Raw genomic sequence first — 15,737 nt, 5'->3', positions numbered from 1 at the left:
GCCCACTTCTCCGATGACGCGGCCCCAGGCGCATCCATGGCAGGCTCCAACTCAAGAAAACCGGTTGTTGGCATGAAGATTCGCGTCGCGTTTGTTTCCGCATTGCTGGCCGTCTCCGGCTGCACTACCTTGAGCGGCAAGGGCTCCACCGTCGCGCCGACACCGGCCTCGACGCCTCCTTCGGGCGGCAAGGTCACCACCTCGATCATATCCGCGATGGGCGGTGGCCTGATTGGCGGTTCGATCGGCAGCAGCCTCAGCGCAACGGAGAAGCGCAGCGCGCTCGAGGCCGAATACAAGGCGCTCGAATATACGACAAGCGGCCAGAAGGTGACGTGGAAAGGCGACCAGGCCTCGCGCTATGGCGAGGTGGTGCCGGCCCAGCCCTATCGCGTCGGTTCACAGGACTGCCGCCAGTACACGCAGACAGTGTTCACCGGCGGAGCCGGCGTCACCGCCCGCGGAACCGCTTGCCGCAACACCGACGGCAGCTGGACGCCGCTGACCTGATATCCCGGTTGGGAACTGGTCGCTTGACGTCGATCAAGGACGTCAGGCGCGTCCGCCGTCAAAGCGTCGCAGGATGGACATGTTGGCAGGGCAAGTCTCTGCCTTTATTGGAAGAGCCATGCTGTTCTGGGTCATAGCCGCAATCCTGACGCTGGGCGCGAGCCTGGCGGTGCTGTTGCCGTTGGCTGCCGGCTCGAAAGGTGCCGCATCGAGCGGCGACCACGATCTGGAAGTCTATCGCGATCAATTGTCCGAGCTTGACCGCGACGCCGCACGGGGCCTGATCCAGCCGGCGGAGGCAGCCGAGGCACGCGCCGAGATCGCCCGCCGCATCCTGCGCCTCGACAATGCGGATCCAGCTGGCAAGGCATCGGCCAGGCCGGCGTCGGCCACGTCAAGAGTTGTCGCGACCGTCGCGGTGCTGGCGGTGCCGTTGGTCAGCTGGGGGCTTTACAGCCAGCTCGGTTCGCCCGACCTGCCGTCACAGCCGCTCAGCGAGCGGTTGGCCAAGAACCCGGCCGATAGCTCGGTCGACGAGTTGGTCGCGCGGGCGGAAGCTCACCTTGCCGCCAATCCTTCCGATGGCCGGGGGTGGGATGTGCTGGCCCCGGTCTATCTGCGCATGCAGCGCTTTTCCGACGCGGCCGCCGCCTACCGCAACGCCATTCGCCTCGACGGCGACAGTGCCGTCCGTCAGGCCGGCCTTGGCGAGGCGATCGCCGGTGCGGCGGGCGGCATTGTTTCGGCCGACGCCCAGGATGCCTTCGAGGCGGCGCTGAAACTCGATCCGGCCAATGCGAAAGCCAGTTTCTATGTGGCGGTGGCCTTGGCGCAGGAGGGGCGAACCAAGGAAGCGGTTGCCTCTTGGCAGGCAATGCTCGCCACGCTGCCGTCGGATTCGCCGTGGCGCGGCGCCGTCGAGCAAGCATTGGCCAAATCCGGCAACCCTGAAGTCGCTTCCGGCGCGGCCGCGAAAGGTCCCGATGCCGCCGATGTCGACGCCGCGTCCTCCATGTCGCCGCAGGACCGCGAAGCCATGATCAACACCATGGTCGCGGGTCTCGACGACAAACTGCGGCAAAATCCGCGTGACGCGGAAGGATGGATGCGGCTCGTTCGTTCCTACGTCGTGCTGGGCAAGGCCGATGAGGCGCGCGATGCTCTTCATCGCGCCATTGCCGTTTTTGGGGCCGACAGTGACGAAGCCAAGAAATTCACCACCTTTGCCGCCTCGCTCGGCCTGGCGGCGACGGAGTAGAGCATGACGCGCAAGCAGAAACGATTGTCGGTCATCGTGGGCGGACTGGCTTTCCTGGGCGCCGCCACCGGACTGACCTTCTACGCGCTCGGCCAGAAGGCGTCCTATTTCTACATGCCGGCCGATCTTGCCACAGCCAGCGTCCAGCCGGGACAGCGCATCAGGCTGGGAGGGCTGGTCGAGAAGGGCACCATCGAGCGCGGGCAGGGCGCGACCGTCGCCTTTTCGGTCACCGATACACACAAGTCGGTCAAGGTCACTTACACCGGCATCCTGCCGGACCTTTTCCGCGAAGAACAGGGCGTCATCACCGAGGGCACCTTCGGCCCGGACGGCGTCTTTGTCGCCGACAGCGTGCTGGCCAAGCACGACGAGCGCTATATGCCCAAGGAAGTGGCCGATGGCCTGAAGGCCAAGGGCGTCTGGCAGGAGAGCAAGAGTGAATAGCTCTGGCAGGAGAGCAACGGTGAATTACAGGTACAGTCATGGTTGAGACCGGACATTTCGCCCTGGTCCTGGCATTCGCGCTTTCGCTGGTGCAGACGATCGTGCCGCTGTTTGGCGCGCGCCTGAACAACCAGCGCCTGATGGCTGTCGGCGGCCCGGTCGCGGTGACCGGTTTTGCGTTGACGGCACTGTCTTTCGTCGCGCTGGCCAGCGCTTATGCGAATTCCGACTTCTCGGTGGCGAGCGTCTGGGAAAACTCGCATTCGTTGCAGCCGCTGATCTACAAGATCACCGGAACCTGGGGCAACCACGAAGGCTCGATGCTGCTCTGGGTGCTGATCCTGACCTTTTTCGGCGCGCTTGTCGCCGCTTTCGGCTCCAACCTGCCGGCAACGCTGCGGGCCAATGTCCTGGCCGTGCAGGGCGCCATCGGCGCTACCTTCTTCCTGTTCATCCTGGCGACGTCCAATCCGTTCATCCGGCTCAATCCGGCGCCGATCGAGGGCCGCGATCTCAACCCGGTCCTGCAGGATCTCGGCCTCGCCATTCACCCGCCGCTGCTCTATCTCGGTTACGTCGGTTTCTCGATCTGCTTTTCCTTCTCGGTCGCGGCCCTCATCGAAGGTCGTATCGATGCCTCCTGGGCGCGCTGGGTGCGGCCATGGACGCTGGTCGCCTGGATGTTCCTGACTGGCGGCATCGCCATGGGATCGTACTGGGCCTACTACGAACTCGGCTGGGGCGGCTTCTGGTTCTGGGATCCGGTCGAGAACGCCTCCTTCATGCCGTGGCTGGCAGGCACCGCGCTGCTCCATTCGGCCATCGTCATGGAAAAGCGTTCGGCCTTGAAGATCTGGACGCTGCTGCTTGCCATCCTCACCTTCTCGCTGTCGCTGCTCGGCACCTTCCTGGTGCGCTCGGGCGTCCTGACCTCCGTCCATGCCTTCGCCACCGATCCGACGCGCGGCATCTTCATCCTGTGCATATTGACGCTGTTCATCGGCGGCTCGCTGTCGCTGTTTGCGTTGCGCGCCTCGAAGCTGACGGCCGGCGGCCTGTTCCATCCGATTTCGCGCGAAGGCGCGCTCGTCCTCAACAATCTGTTCCTGACGACGGCGACCGCCACCGTGCTCGTTGGCACGCTTTATCCGCTGGTGGTCGAGGCCTTTTCCTCGGACAAGATTTCGGTCGGAGCACCATTCTTCAACCTGACCTTCGCGCCACTGATGGTACCCCTGCTGGTGATGGTTCCCTTTGGGCCGCTGCTGGCCTGGAAACGCGGCGATGTCTTCGCCGTCGCGCAGCGCCTGATGGTGGCATTCGCGGGTGCCCTCCTGACGGCACTGGTCACCACCCTGTTCATCGACGGCGCTTCGGTATTGGCGGCCGTTGGCGTCGGACTTGCCGCCTGGCTGATCCTTGGTGCGCTCACCGACATCGCCATCAAGGCGGGGTTCGGCAATGTCACGACGGGGAACATGGTCCGGCGCCTGCTTGGCTTGCCGCGCTCGGTCTTCGGCACGGCTTTCGCCCATCTCGGCCTTGGCCTGACCACGCTGGGCATTGTCGGCACGCTTTGCTTCGGGACCGAGAAAATCCTGTCGATGCATGCCGGCGAGACGGTGGAATTGTCCGGCCACACGCTGCGTTTCGTCGGGCTCTATCCGGCCCAGGGCCCCAACTACAGCGAAGATCGCGGCCGCTTCGAGCTGATCGGTGTCAGCGGCAGTCCCATCGGCGAAATCAGCTCGGCCAAGCGCTTCTTTCCGGTGCGGCAGACGACGACGACGGAATCCGGCATCAAAACCCTTGGTCTTTCCCAGCTCTACATTTCGCTCGGTGACGAAGGCAAGGATGGCTCCGTCGTGGTGCGCTTGTGGTGGAAGCCGCTGGTGACGCTGATCTGGGGCGGTGGCCTGATGATGATGGCGGGCGCTGCCATGTCGCTGATGGACAGGCGCTTGCGGGTCGGAGCACCCTCGCGGCGCCGCAAGACGGCGGTGGCGCCAGCGGGCCTGCCATGAAGACAAGGTTCTCGCTGACGTCGATTGTCTTGCTGCTGGCGCTGCTCTTCGCCGGTGCGGCGCAAGCGGTGAAGCCTGACGAGATGCTGGCCGATCCGGCGCTGGAGGCGCGAGCCCGGGCGCTGTCGGAAGGCCTGCGCTGCATGGTCTGCCAGAACCAGTCGATCGACGAATCCGATGCCGATCTGGCCCGCGACCTGCGCATCCTGGTGCGCCAGCGCCTCGTCGCCGGCGATACCGACCAGCAGGTGATGGACTATGTGGTTTCGCGCTATGGCGAGTTCGTGCTTTTGAAGCCGCGCTTCGACCTGCGCAACGCGCTGCTTTGGGGCACGCCCGTCATTCTGCTTCTGGCAGGCGGCATCTTTATCGCCTTCAACGCCCGTTCTCGCCGGCAACTGGCGACGAAATCCCTCTCCGCCGACGAACAGGCGGCGCTGGACGCGATCCTGCGCCAGGACTGACTGCGAAATGGCGTGAAGGGTGAGACCGCCCGACAGGCAGGTCGGCCACCAACATTACCAAAGTTTCATGCGTCGGAAATGGCGTTGTAATGTGCGCCGTTCTAATTCTCCTTTTCTGAGGACGCCTATCAGGGCGTGTCCCTTCGAAAAGAGGATCAGAGACCCATGAATATTGCCCCCAATTCATATTCCCGCACCCGCAAGCGTCTCCTGGCTGCCGTCGCATCCGTCGCGGTTGCCGGTGCGATCGGCGTTGGCGCGCTGACCAGCGGAACCAGCCCCGTCCTGGCCGACGCGGTGCGTGTCGAGGCGCCGCAGGTTCCCAGCTTCGCCGACGTCGTCGAGCGCGTTTCCCCGGCCGTGGTCAGCGTCAAGGTCAAGGCCAAGATCCAGCCGACCGCAGATGACGGCTCCGACGATCAGGACGGTCTCGACAATCTTCCCAACAATCCGCAGCTGCGCCGCTTCTTCAAGGAATTCCGAGGCTTTGGCGACCAGGGCGGGCAAAACGACGAAGGTCACCGTCGCTTCGGTCACCGCGACCGCAACAACGGCCAGCCGCGCCCAGTGGCGCAGGGTTCCGGCTTCTTCATTTCCGAAGACGGCTACCTCGTCACCAACAATCACGTCGTCGAAGAGGGCACCGCCTTCACGGTTGTGACCAATGACGGCAAGGAGCTCGACGCCAAGCTGGTCGGCACCGATCCGCGCACCGATCTCGCCGTGCTCAAGGTCGACGGTGGCGGCAAGTTCACCTATGTCGATTTCGCCGATGATTCTAAGGTTCGCGTCGGCGACTGGGTCGTGGCCGTCGGCAATCCGTTCGGTCTCGGTGGCACCGTCACCGCCGGCATCGTGTCGGCGCGCGGCCGTGATATCGGCGCTGGCCCCTATGACGATTTCCTTCAGATCGATGCCTCGGTCAACCGCGGCAATTCGGGTGGCCCGACCTTCAATCTCAACGGTCAGGTGGTCGGCATCAACACGGCGATCTTCTCGCCTTCGGGCGGCAGCGTCGGCATCGCCTTCGACATCCCGGCCTCGACCGCCAGGCAGGTTGTTGGCGACCTGATGAAGAACGGTGCGGTGCAGCGCGGCTGGCTCGGTGTCGAAATCCAGCCGGTCACGTCGGACATCGCCGAATCGCTCGGTCTGAAGTCCAACAATGGGGCCTTGGTGTCCAGCGCCCAGGACGACGGACCCGGCAAGAAGGCCGGCATCACCGCTGGCGACGTGATCACCCAGGTCGACGGCAAGGACGTTGCGTCGCCAAAGGAACTCGCCCGCCTGATCGGCGCCTATTCGCCGGGCAAGCCGGTCGACGTCACCGTCTGGCGCGATGGCAAGAGCCAGACGGTCAAGGTCGATCTCGGCAAGCTGCCCGCCAGCGACAAGCAGGCCTCGAACGACCAGCAGCAGCAGCCCGCCGCTCCGGCAAAGCCTGACACGCTTGCCGATCTCGGCCTCACCGTCACCAAGTCCGAAAACGGCAAGGGTCTCGTGGTGACCGACGTCGATCCCGACAGTGATGCCGCCGATCGCGGCATCCAGCCGGGCGACATCATCACCGCGGTCAACTCGACCGAAGTCAACGGCACCGAGGACGTCACCAAGGCGATGACCGAAGCGGTGAAGTCCGGACGCAAGGCCGTGCTGATGCAGATCACGCGTGACGACAACAACCGCTTTGTCGCCTTGCCGGTCGCCAAGGGCTGAAACGACTTTTCCGATGCGGCGGTGTCAAACACCCCCGAACCGCCGCATGGGGAAGCATGGAGCCGGGTACGTTAGTCAGTCATCGTGCTCTCCTCCAGCGGCAGCGGGCCTCCCATCGCCCGCTGCCGCACATCTTACAGGCTGTCCAGAAGCGCTCCCTGCGGCCCGGTGCGGGGACATGCCGTGACCGCGGTATAGCGACATGCGCTAAAACAGGCATGTCCACGATGAAGACACCAGGGAACAAGATTTTATCGCGCACGCTCGGGATCATCTTGATCGCGATGCGCTTTGGCAAAGGCTAGAATGCAGATGCCTGCTACTCAACCTTCCAGCGAAATCGCGTATAACGGGCCTATGAAGATTCTCGTCATAGAAGATGATCGCGAGGCCGCGGATTATCTGCAGAAAGCCTTCAACGAGGCTGGTCATACCGCGCATGTCGCTGGTGACGGCGAGACCGGCTTCGCGCTTGCCGATGCCGGCGACTACGACGTGATGGTTATCGACCGGATGATGCCGCGCCGTGACGGCCTGTCGGTGATTGCCGGCCTTCGCTCGAGGGGCAACACCACGCCCGTGCTGATCCTGTCGGCGTTGGGTGAGGTCGACGACCGGGTCACCGGTCTGCGCGCCGGCGGCGACGATTATCTGACCAAGCCTTATGCCTTCTCCGAACTTCTGGCCCGCGTCGAGGTGTTGAATCGCCGGGCCAGCGCCAAGGAGGCCGAAACCGTCTACCGGGTGGGCGACCTCGAGCTCGACAGGCTGTCGCATTCGGTCCGCCGGGCGGCGCGCGAGATCACCCTGCAGCCGCGCGAATTCCGGCTGCTCGAATATCTGATGCGCCATGCCGGCCAGGTGGTGACGCGCACCATGCTGCTCGAAAACGTCTGGGATTATCATTTCGATCCGCAGACCAATGTCATCGACGTCCACGTCTCGCGGCTGCGCGGCAAGATCGAGAAGGGCTTCGACAAGCCCATCCTGCATACGGTTCGTGGCGCAGGCTATATGCTGAAGAGCGGCTAGAGTATGATCCCGAAAAGTGGATACCGGTTTTCTCGGACAAACGGTTTCCGTTTGTCCAGAGATCATGCTCCAACAAAGAGCTGGATCAGCATGACGATTCTACCAAACGTCATGCTGATCTAGGCGGCGGCATGGCCTTATCCGTGCCAGCCACCATGAGGACGACGGCAGCGCGGCTTTCGGCGCTCTACCTTCTTTTGTTCGCGATCTGCGCCGTGTCGCTCGTCTTCTACATGACATCGCTGTCGGCACGCATGCTGACCGCGCAGACACAGGAAACCATCAACGACGAAGTGCTCGGTCTCGCCCGTGCCTATCAGCGTGGTGGTCTGCCGGTGCTGGTCCGTGTGGTCGAGGCGCGCTCGCGCCAGCCTGGCGCCAATCTCTACCTGATCGCCGATGCCAACGGCCAGATCCTGACCGGCAATGTGCAGAGCCTGGAGCCGGGCGTGATCGAGGCCGAGGGCTGGACGACCGAGCCGTTCTCCTACAAGCGCTTCGGCGAAGGCGAGCTTGATCGCCTGCGCAGCGGAACGTCCGACCAGACGCCATCACCTTCAACCGGCGAGAACGCGGCGCAGGCCGAGGGCGAGAAGGGCCACAACGCCATCGCGCTGGTGCTGCGGCTGCCGAACCAGATGATCATGCTGGTCGGCCGCGATCTTGGCGAGCCGGAGCGCTTTCGCGCCGTCATCCGCCGTGCCCTGACGCTGGCGCTCGGCATGATGGGCCTGGGCGGCATCCTGATCTGGTTCTTTGTCGGCCGCGCGGCGCTGAAGCGCATCGACGGCGTTTCGGAAGCGAGCCGTCGCATCATGGGCGGTGATCTTTCCGGCCGGCTGCCGGTGACCGGCGCCGGAGACGAGTTCGACCGGCTTTCGGAAAACCTCAACGCCATGCTGGCCAGGATCGCAACGCTCAACGAAGGCCTGAAGCAGGTTTCCGACAACATCGCGCATGATTTGAAGACGCCGCTGACCCGACTGCGCAACCGGGCCGAGGCGATACTTTCCGGCAAGCACACGACATCCGATTACCGCCAGGCTCTCGAAGGCACCATTGCCGAGTCCGACCAACTGATAAAGACCTTCAACGCCATACTGATGATCTCGCGGCTGGAGGCCGGATATTCGTCTGAGCATACCGCTCGGGTCGATCTGGCGGCAGCCGTGCGCGACGTGGTCGAACTCTACGAGCCGGTGGCGGAAGAGGCTGGCGTCTCGCTGGAAGCCAAGGTCAACGGCGCTTTTATCGTCGACGGCAACCGCGAGCTGATCGGCCAGGCGCTGTCCAACATCGTCGACAATGCGATCAAGTATTCGACGGACTCCACGTCCAAGCCAGCGGTCCGTGTGACGCTCGCGCGCACGCATGGCGAGATCAGGCTCTCCGTCACCGACAACGGCCAGGGCATCCCGGACGATGCCGATCGTGCCCGGGCGACCGAACGTTTCGTGCGGCTGGAGAAGAGCCGTTCGCAGCCTGGTTCCGGCCTTGGCCTCAGCCTCGCCAAGGCGGTCATGACTTTCCACTACGGTCGGCTTGACCTGTTGCCCGGCAATCCGGGACTATCCGTGGTCATGAGTTTCCCCACACGCGAGGATCACTGATGGCGGCCGTTGCCAAGCGCAGCAAGACCGACTGGCCGCTGAGGCCCGAGGTCGCGCTTGTTCCCCTTGATGCAAGCCGGGCGCGGCAGGAACTGGCCGAGATTCAGGCAGCGGCACGCGAGGAAGGCCTGACACGGTTGGCCAAGTTCCTGGCCGGCAAGGGGAGGGGCCAGGATTTCCTGGCCGCCGTCTTCGACCTCTCGCCATTCCTGCGCGATACGGCGCGGCGCCGGCCCCGGATCCTGGACAGTCTTTTCGACCAGCCGGTGGAGGCTCGTCTGAAAGCGATCACCGCTGCGATCGACAAGGCGCCACTAGCGGAGGCGATCTCGGAATCCGGCCTGATGATGGGGTTGCGCCAGTGCAAGGCCGAAGCGCATTTCCTGATCGCGCTCGCCGATCTCGCCGGCGAGGCCGAAACGTCGCTGACGGTGCGGCGGCTGAGCGACCTTGCCGATGCCTGCACCCGTGCGGCGGTCTACTTCCTGCTGCGTGACGCCCATGGCCAGGGCAAGCTCAGGCTGCCGGACCTCGACAACCCGTCGCGGCAGTCGGGCTGGATCCTGCTCGGCATGGGCAAGCTCGGCGCGCACGAGTTGAATTTCTCTTCCGACATCGACCTCGTCGTGTTCTTCGATCCGGAAGTCCCTGCCGTCGTCGATCCCCTCGACGCCACCGAACTGTTTTCGCGTCTCACGCGCCGGCTGGTGCGCATCTTGCAGGACCGCACCGAGCACGGTTATGTCTTCCGAACCGATCTGAGGTTGCGCCCCGATCCCGGTTCGACGCCGCTGGCGATCCCGGTCGAAGCCGCACTGCGCTACTATGAAGCGCGCGGCCAGAACTGGGAGCGTGCCGCCATGATCAAGGCGCGTCCGGTGGCCGGCGATCTGGCCGCGGGCGCCGCCTTCCTCAAGGAGCTCCAGCCCTATATCTGGCGCAAATACATGGACTACGCCGCGATTGCCGATGTGCATTCGATCAAGCGCCAGATCCACGCCCATAAGGGACATGGCGAGATCGCCGTGAAGGGCCACAACGTCAAGCTCGGCCGCGGCGGCATCCGTGAGATCGAGTTCTTCGTCCAAACACAGCAGCTGATCGCCGGCGGCCGCTTTCCGGAACTGCGCGGCCGCGAGACCGTACCGATGCTCGGCCAGCTCGCGGCGCGCGGCTGGATCACCTCCGAGGCGCGCGACGCGCTTGCCCGGCAGTACTGGTTCCTGCGCCGGGTCGAACACGCCATCCAGATGGTGGCCGACGAGCAGACGCACACATTGCCTGAAGACGATGAGGGGCTGGAGCGCATTGCCCGGATGCTGGGCTTTGCCGATGCGGCAACCTTCGCCGGGGCGTTTCGTGCCTCGCTGCAACAGGTCGAGCGCCACTATGCGGCGCTGTTTGAAGCGGCACCCGAGCTTTCGGCGGGCATCGGCAATCTGGTCTTCACCGGCGACGTCGACGACCCAGACACATTGCAGACCTTGCATGGTCTCGGCTTCCAGCGGCCGAGCGACATTTGCCGTGTCATTCGTGGCTGGCATTTCGGCCGCTATCGCGTCACCCAGTCGGCGGAGGCGCGCGAGCGCCTGACGGAGTTGACGCCGGCCCTGCTCAAGGCGTTCGGCCAGACACGGCGGGCGGACGAAGCCTTGATCCGTTTCGATGAATTCCTTGCCGGACTGCCGGCCGGCATCCAGCTGTTCTCCCTGTTGCAGTCGAACCCGGCGCTGCTCAAGCTGATGGCCACGATCATGGGCGCCGCACCCCGGCTGGCCGCTATCATCACGCGCCGGCCCCATGTCTTCGACGGCCTGCTTGATCCAGCCCTTCTCAACGAATTGCCGGACCGTGCCTATCTCTCAGGCCGGCTGTCGGCCTTTATCGAAGGCGACAGGGCCTACGAGGACGTGCTCGACCGCTTGCGCATCTTCGCCTCGGAGCAGAAATTCCTGATCGGCGTGCGCCTGCTCGCCGGTTCGATCGATCCGGCTCGCGCCGGCCGCGCCTTTTCCGACCTGGCCGACCTCACCATCGAGGCCGCGCTACGGGCGGTGATGGCCGAATTCGCAGGGCGTCACGGCATGATTGCCGGCGGCGTGGTTTCGCTGCTGGGCATGGGCAAGCTTGGCAGCCGCGAATTGACGGCCGGGTCGGATGTCGACCTCATCCTGCTCTACGACCACGATGCGGACGCCGAGGATTCCGACGGGGAAAAGCCGCTGGCGCCTTCGCATTATTACACCCGCATGACGCAGCGGCTGATTTCGGCCGTATCGGCGCCGACGGCGGAAGGCGTGCTCTACGAACTCGACCTGCGCTTGCGCCCGTCCGGCAACAAGGGACCGGTGGCCACCCATATCGACGCCTTCAAGAAGTACCAGCGACAGGAGGCCTGGACCTGGGAGCACATGGCACTGGCGCGGGCCCGTGCCATCGCCGGCGATGCCGGCCTGTGCTCTGAAGTCGAAGCGGAAGTTGCCGCGGTGCTGGGCCAGCCGCGCGATGCGGCAAAGGCGAAGGCCGAGGCCTCGGACATGCGGGCCATGATCGAGAAGGAAAAGCCGCCGCGCGACCTGTGGGACATCAAGCTTATTCCCGGAGGACTGATCGATCTCGAATTCATCGCCCAGGTGGCAGTCATTACGAGGCAGGTCGAGACCGGGCCGCGTGTGACTGGTACGGCCGAGATACTGTCCCGCCTGGCCCCTCGCTTTGCCGATTCCGGGGTGAGGCAGGAGCTTTGCGAAGCCTACGGCCTCTATCTGGCGCTGACCCAAATGACGCGGCTGTGCCTCACCGGAGCCTTTGAGCGCGACGACGTTCCGCCGGGGCTTTCGGATCTGCTTCTGGCGGTCACCGATCTGCCGGATTTCAGTGTGCTGGAGGCACATCTCAAGGAGACATCGCAGAAGGTCAGGCGGGACTTTGACCTTTTGCTTCGTGCCGGGCGACCATGAAATAGCCGGCCGCATCGGGGGTGACGATGCAACAGGAGAAGACCCATGAGAAAGTCAACCAAGCTTGCCCTTGCCTTCGCAGCGCTCGCCGGCGCCACCGCATACGCTGAAAACATCGCCAGCGCAAAAGTGCGCGAGGACACGATGATGCGCCTCGACAAGGCGATGGGCGATTCGGGCGGGGCTATCACCTTCGACCAGTTTTCCGACGCCATGAACGCGCGGCTGAAGAAGCTGGTTGCCGACAATGGCGGCACGCTGACCGTCGCCCAGCTCGCCGACGCGCTGGAGAAGGCGCGCTTCCAGCGGATGGCCAAGCGCATCATCGCCCGCTACGACAGCAAGGGCGACGGCACGCTAACATCCGACGATATCGCCAGCCGTGAGAAGAAGGTCTGCGCCATGCTCGGGTCACTTTGGCCGCGACCGTCAGTGGGATGACGACAGTGGCATGCAGTAGTGATGTGCGCGAGTGGTGGCGTCTCTCTGGCGGCGCAACCCGCCAGAGAGACCGGAAATCGAAAACGGCCTGCAGTTTACTCCGTTCGCTGTATCCGGTTGAGGGTGCGGCTCTTGTGGGCCGCCAAAATCCGGTCGCGCAAGTAGGCGTAGAAACGTGGCGGCAGCATGCCGTCGTCGAAGCGGGATGGCTTGCTTCGCGGGATCGGCCTGAGATCGGGACCGGGCCAGAGGAAATCATTGGTTTCGGTCACGACGATCCATGACGGTGCATCATCAAGTCCAAGATGAGTTTTGAGCGTCGCCGGTATCTCTACTGCATCGGCAGAATCAAATGGCGGCGAGTGCGTGATCGGAACCACCGTTACAACCTCGCGCCCCTCCACGACCTGGCGGGCGGCGACGATTGCGCAGGGTCGGCCCTTGCGGCCTTCTTCGGCTCCCGTTTCATGTTCCTTTGCCCAAAGGTATGAATAGCAAATCACCAAACCCGGTATAGGCTTTGGCAGGCTCACGGTGTCCAGTCTTTGAGCATTGCGTCGAGCCCGGCATATTGGTTCGGGACGGCGCTTTCGGCGATGGCGTTCAGCGTCTCATCGTCCAGTTCCTCGATTGGACGGGCGACCCGTCCCTTGACCAGAACCTCGAACATCGCTGCCGACAGAAGCACCGTGTGGGTGCGGCCATTCTTGGTGATCGCGACCGGCGCACGCTGGGCGGCGTCCTGGAAACGTCCGACATTCTGTTGGAATTCCGTTGAAGTCACTCGCACGACAAATCCTCTATTTCTTATCTAAAGTAGATAAAATAGATAATTTGTCAAGGATTTCCGCTCTCGCCTGCGGGCATCGAGGCGAGGGCCGGGATCGGCTTGGGAGGTAGCGAAATCTTCAAGCGGCGACCTTGACCGCCGGCGTCGCCTTCTTCACCGGTATGCGCACCGACACGATCGTGCCGACACCTTCGGTCGAACGGATTTTCAGTGCGCCGCCCTGGAGCTCGGCCAGCGAACGCGAGATGGCGAGGCCGAGGCCGGATCCGGCATGGTTCTTGGAGAACTGGTTCTGCACCTGTTCGAAGGGCCGCCCGAGCTTGCCGAGCGCCTCCTTCGGGATGCCGCAGCCATTGTCCTCGATCGTCAGCACCAGGGCGCCCGATGTGTTGCGGGCCCTGACCGATATGTGACCGCCCTGGCCGGTGAATTTCACCGCGTTGGACAGCAGGTTGATGACGATCTGCTTGATCGCCCGGCGATCGGCGAACAACGTGAGCGCGTCGGCGATGCGTGTTTCCACGGTGATCGCCTTTTGTGCGGCCTGCAGCGAGACGACGCGCACCGTCTCGCTGATCAGCGGGCCAAGGTCGATCTGCTCCTGGTCCAGCGAGAACTGGCCGGCCTCGATCTTGGACATGTCGAGAATATCGTTGATGACGCCCAGCAGGTATTTGCCGCTGCTGTTGATGTCGGTGGCATATTCCTCATAGCGCGACGAACCCAGCGGGCCGAACAGTCCTTGTTCCATCAGTTCGGAGAAGCCGATGATGGCGTTCAGCGGTGTGCGCAGTTCGTGCGACATGTTGGCCAGGAACTCGGATTTGGCCCGGTTCGCCGCTTCGGCGCGCTCGGTTTCCTTCATGTATTTGCGGTTGAGGTCGACCAGTTCGCGCGACCGCTCTTCTTCGGCCCGGCGGGCGAGGCTCAAATCATGGATGGTCGCCATCAGCCGGCGCTCGCTGTCGACCAGCTTCTCCTGGTGCAACTTGATCTGGGTGATGTCCGAGCCGACAGAGACGATGCCGCCATCCCTTGTCTTCAGCTCGTTGACCTGCAGCCAGCGGCCGTCGGACAGCTGCCGCTCGAAAGTGGCGCCGCCTTGAAGACCATTGGTGTTGGCGAGCCGGCGCTCTGACGCAAAGGCCAGCATGCGCTCTTCCAGCGAAACCCGCGTCACACCTGGCATCACGTCGCGATCCGAGAGCCCGTTGTCCTGCTGGTATTTGGAGTTGCACATGATCAGGCGCTGGGCCGAATCCCACAGCACGAAGGACTCGTTGATGTTCTCGATCGCGGTCCTCAGGCGAAGATCGGCTGCCTCCGAACGCAGCGCCAGATGGCGCTGCTCGGTGACGTCGACGGCGATGCCGATCAGCTGGATCTCCGGCGCTTCCGGGTCCATGACTTGTGCGCGGGCGCGCATCCACACCCATTGGCCGTCGGCATGCCGCATCCGGAACACCTGGTCGATGTGGTCGATTTCACGCGCGACAATTCTGTTGGCGAGCTCGAACAGGTCTCCGTCCTCGGGATGGATGATCTCGTCGACCTCGCCGAAGGACAGCATCGTCTCGCAAGGCTCGTAGCCGAGCATGTCGTACATCGAACGTGACCAGTACATCTTGCCGCGCACCATGTCCCAGTCCCACAGGCCGCAGCGGCCGCGCACCAGCGCCATGTCGATGCGCTGATGCGCTTCGAGGTAGATGCGGTCGGCTGCCTGAGCGCGCGCCGCCTGCCCGAAATAGGCATAGAGGATGATGATCAGCACGCCGGCGGTCAGCACGAACAGGGTGACGTTCAGCGAGACTGTCTTGCGCCAGGTGTCGAAGACGGCTTCCTGCGGCACCAATGCCGCCGCGGCTCCTTTCCCGTCCTTGGCCACGCTTACCGCCGCGTACCAGTCTTGCCCGCCGATGCTGACCTCCATGACTCCGGCGCGGTCGCCGAACATGAACAGCGGCTGGCCGCCCTCGACGAGGCCGTCGAGCGAGTGGCCCTGCCAGGGCGTCGAGCGTGGCGTTACCGCGGTGATCCTGAAGGCGCCGTCGGTGATGACGAGCACATGGCTGCGGCCCATCGCGCCCTGGCGGCTGGTGGTCTCCAGCAGGTCCTGGATGGCGCCTGGCGGGGTGTCGGTGACGGTGGCGAGCGAACTGGCCAGTTGGCCGGCCGCCAGTGTGAGAATCGCCTTGGCGTCGCGCTCCACATCGTCGCGTTCGTTCATCAGCGACAGCACGCGCAGCGCCGCGATGACGATCAGGAAGATGACGATGAGGGCCGGTATCGACCGGCGCAGCAACGGTTCGGCAGCCAGAAGCCGCTTGTAGGCTGGTTCGGCGATGAGCCGCGTATTCCCGGCAAGGCCGTCGCTTCGCGTCTCGCGACGCGCAAAAGCCATCCCTCCGGGCGCGCCCCACGCGTCCGCCTTCGCCATAAATGGCACTCCCCGATTTCAGTATACCCGACTCTACAGGCTTGA

13 protein-coding genes are annotated in these 15,737 nt (G+C 64.0%); 10 read left to right on the top strand and 3 right to left on the bottom strand.

Annotation, left to right across the window (positions count from 1 at the left end; all coding sequences use genetic code 11):
- Positions 1-72: 72 nt before the first annotated feature.
- From LB568_RS02440 to LB568_RS02395, 10 genes are all read left to right on the top strand, one after another.
- A complete protein-coding gene (locus LB568_RS02440; RefSeq protein WP_140575803.1) occupies positions 73-510 on the top strand; it encodes a hypothetical protein in 438 nt (145 codons plus the stop codon).
- A 118-nt stretch (positions 511-628) separates the two neighbouring features.
- Entirely contained in the window at positions 629-1,768 is a 1,140-nt protein-coding gene (gene ccmI, locus LB568_RS02435) for a c-type cytochrome biogenesis protein CcmI (RefSeq protein WP_224728948.1), read from the top strand.
- Positions 1,769-1,771: 3 nt separating this feature from the next.
- On the top strand, positions 1,772-2,215 hold the full coding sequence (ccmE, locus tag LB568_RS02430) for a cytochrome c maturation protein CcmE (RefSeq protein WP_013896429.1): 444 nt from the start codon (positions 1,772-1,774) through the stop codon (positions 2,213-2,215).
- Positions 2,216-2,253: 38 nt separating this feature from the next.
- Entirely contained in the window at positions 2,254-4,239 is a 1,986-nt protein-coding gene (locus LB568_RS02425) for a heme lyase CcmF/NrfE family subunit (protein ID WP_224728947.1), read from the top strand.
- Positions 4,236-4,703 (top strand): cytochrome c-type biogenesis protein, encoded by a 468-nt coding sequence (locus LB568_RS02420; RefSeq protein WP_224728946.1) that lies wholly within the window; start codon positions 4,236-4,238, stop codon positions 4,701-4,703. The genes LB568_RS02425 and LB568_RS02420 overlap by 4 nt, the downstream gene beginning before the upstream one ends.
- 165 nt (positions 4,704-4,868) lie before the next feature.
- Positions 4,869-6,419, top strand: a complete 1,551-nt coding sequence (locus LB568_RS02415) for a Do family serine endopeptidase (RefSeq protein WP_224728945.1) — start codon at positions 4,869-4,871, stop codon at positions 6,417-6,419.
- 357 nt (positions 6,420-6,776) lie between these two features.
- Positions 6,777-7,451 carry a response regulator transcription factor gene (locus LB568_RS02410; RefSeq protein ID WP_023764356.1) on the top strand — a complete coding sequence of 225 codons (675 nt, stop codon included), beginning with the start codon at positions 6,777-6,779 and terminating at the stop codon, positions 7,449-7,451.
- A gap of 131 nt (positions 7,452-7,582) precedes the next feature.
- Positions 7,583-9,061, top strand: coding sequence for an ATP-binding protein (locus LB568_RS02405; protein WP_224728944.1), 1,479 nt, complete (start codon positions 7,583-7,585; stop codon positions 9,059-9,061).
- The gene (locus tag LB568_RS02400; RefSeq protein WP_224728943.1) at positions 9,061-12,021 is read left to right on the top strand and encodes a bifunctional [glutamine synthetase] adenylyltransferase/[glutamine synthetase]-adenylyl-L-tyrosine phosphorylase; all 2,961 of its coding nucleotides are present in this window, start codon (positions 9,061-9,063) and stop codon (positions 12,019-12,021) included. Before LB568_RS02405 ends, LB568_RS02400 begins: the two co-directional genes overlap by 1 nt.
- A 45-nt stretch (positions 12,022-12,066) precedes the next feature.
- Complete coding sequence (locus LB568_RS02395; RefSeq protein WP_224728942.1) at positions 12,067-12,462, top strand: hypothetical protein; 396 nt, start codon at positions 12,067-12,069, stop codon at positions 12,460-12,462.
- A gap of 95 nt (positions 12,463-12,557) precedes the next feature.
- On the opposite strand, the gene LB568_RS02390 is transcribed toward LB568_RS02395, so the two are convergent.
- From LB568_RS02390 to LB568_RS02380, 3 genes are all read right to left on the bottom strand, one after another.
- A complete protein-coding gene (locus LB568_RS02390; RefSeq protein ID WP_224728941.1) occupies positions 12,558-12,995 on the bottom strand; it encodes a type II toxin-antitoxin system PemK/MazF family toxin in 438 nt (145 codons plus the stop codon).
- On the bottom strand, positions 12,992-13,246 hold the full coding sequence (locus tag LB568_RS02385) for a type II toxin-antitoxin system Phd/YefM family antitoxin (protein ID WP_224728940.1): 255 nt from the start codon (positions 13,244-13,246) through the stop codon (positions 12,992-12,994). Before LB568_RS02385 ends, LB568_RS02390 begins: the two co-directional genes overlap by 4 nt.
- Before the next feature lie 124 nt (positions 13,247-13,370).
- Positions 13,371-15,692, bottom strand: coding sequence for a PAS domain-containing sensor histidine kinase (locus LB568_RS02380; RefSeq protein ID WP_224728939.1), 2,322 nt, complete (start codon positions 15,690-15,692; stop codon positions 13,371-13,373).
- Positions 15,693-15,737 lie beyond the last annotated feature (45 nt).

The organism is Mesorhizobium sp. B263B2A (assembly GCF_020165775.1).
GTDB classification, from domain to species: domain Bacteria; phylum Pseudomonadota; class Alphaproteobacteria; order Rhizobiales; family Rhizobiaceae; genus Mesorhizobium; species Mesorhizobium opportunistum.
Note: the sequence above shows the minus strand (reverse complement) of the source record. Positions and strands in the feature narration are given on the sequence as shown.

What these genes read in the sequence shown, in the direction of transcription:
- LB568_RS02440 (WP_140575803.1), top strand. Translation starts at nt 73, where the DNA reads ATGAAGATTCGCGTCGCGTTTGTTTCCGCATTGCTGGCCGTCTCCGGC.
- ccmI (WP_224728948.1), top strand. Translation starts at nt 629, where the DNA reads ATGCTGTTCTGGGTCATAGCCGCAATCCTGACGCTGGGCGCGAGCCTG.
- ccmE (WP_013896429.1), top strand. Translation starts at nt 1,772, where the DNA reads ATGACGCGCAAGCAGAAACGATTGTCGGTCATCGTGGGCGGACTGGCT.
- LB568_RS02425 (WP_224728947.1), top strand. Translation starts at nt 2,254, where the DNA reads ATGGTTGAGACCGGACATTTCGCCCTGGTCCTGGCATTCGCGCTTTCG.
- LB568_RS02420 (WP_224728946.1), top strand. Translation starts at nt 4,236, where the DNA reads ATGAAGACAAGGTTCTCGCTGACGTCGATTGTCTTGCTGCTGGCGCTG.
- LB568_RS02415 (WP_224728945.1), top strand. Translation starts at nt 4,869, where the DNA reads ATGAATATTGCCCCCAATTCATATTCCCGCACCCGCAAGCGTCTCCTG.
- LB568_RS02410 (WP_023764356.1), top strand. Translation starts at nt 6,777, where the DNA reads ATGAAGATTCTCGTCATAGAAGATGATCGCGAGGCCGCGGATTATCTG.
- LB568_RS02405 (WP_224728944.1), top strand. Translation starts at nt 7,583, where the DNA reads ATGGCCTTATCCGTGCCAGCCACCATGAGGACGACGGCAGCGCGGCTT.
- LB568_RS02400 (WP_224728943.1), top strand. Translation starts at nt 9,061, where the DNA reads ATGGCGGCCGTTGCCAAGCGCAGCAAGACCGACTGGCCGCTGAGGCCC.
- LB568_RS02395 (WP_224728942.1), top strand. Translation starts at nt 12,067, where the DNA reads ATGAGAAAGTCAACCAAGCTTGCCCTTGCCTTCGCAGCGCTCGCCGGC.
- LB568_RS02380 (WP_224728939.1), bottom strand. Translation starts at nt 15,692, where the DNA reads ATGGCGAAGGCGGACGCGTGGGGCGCGCCCGGAGGGATGGCTTTTGCG.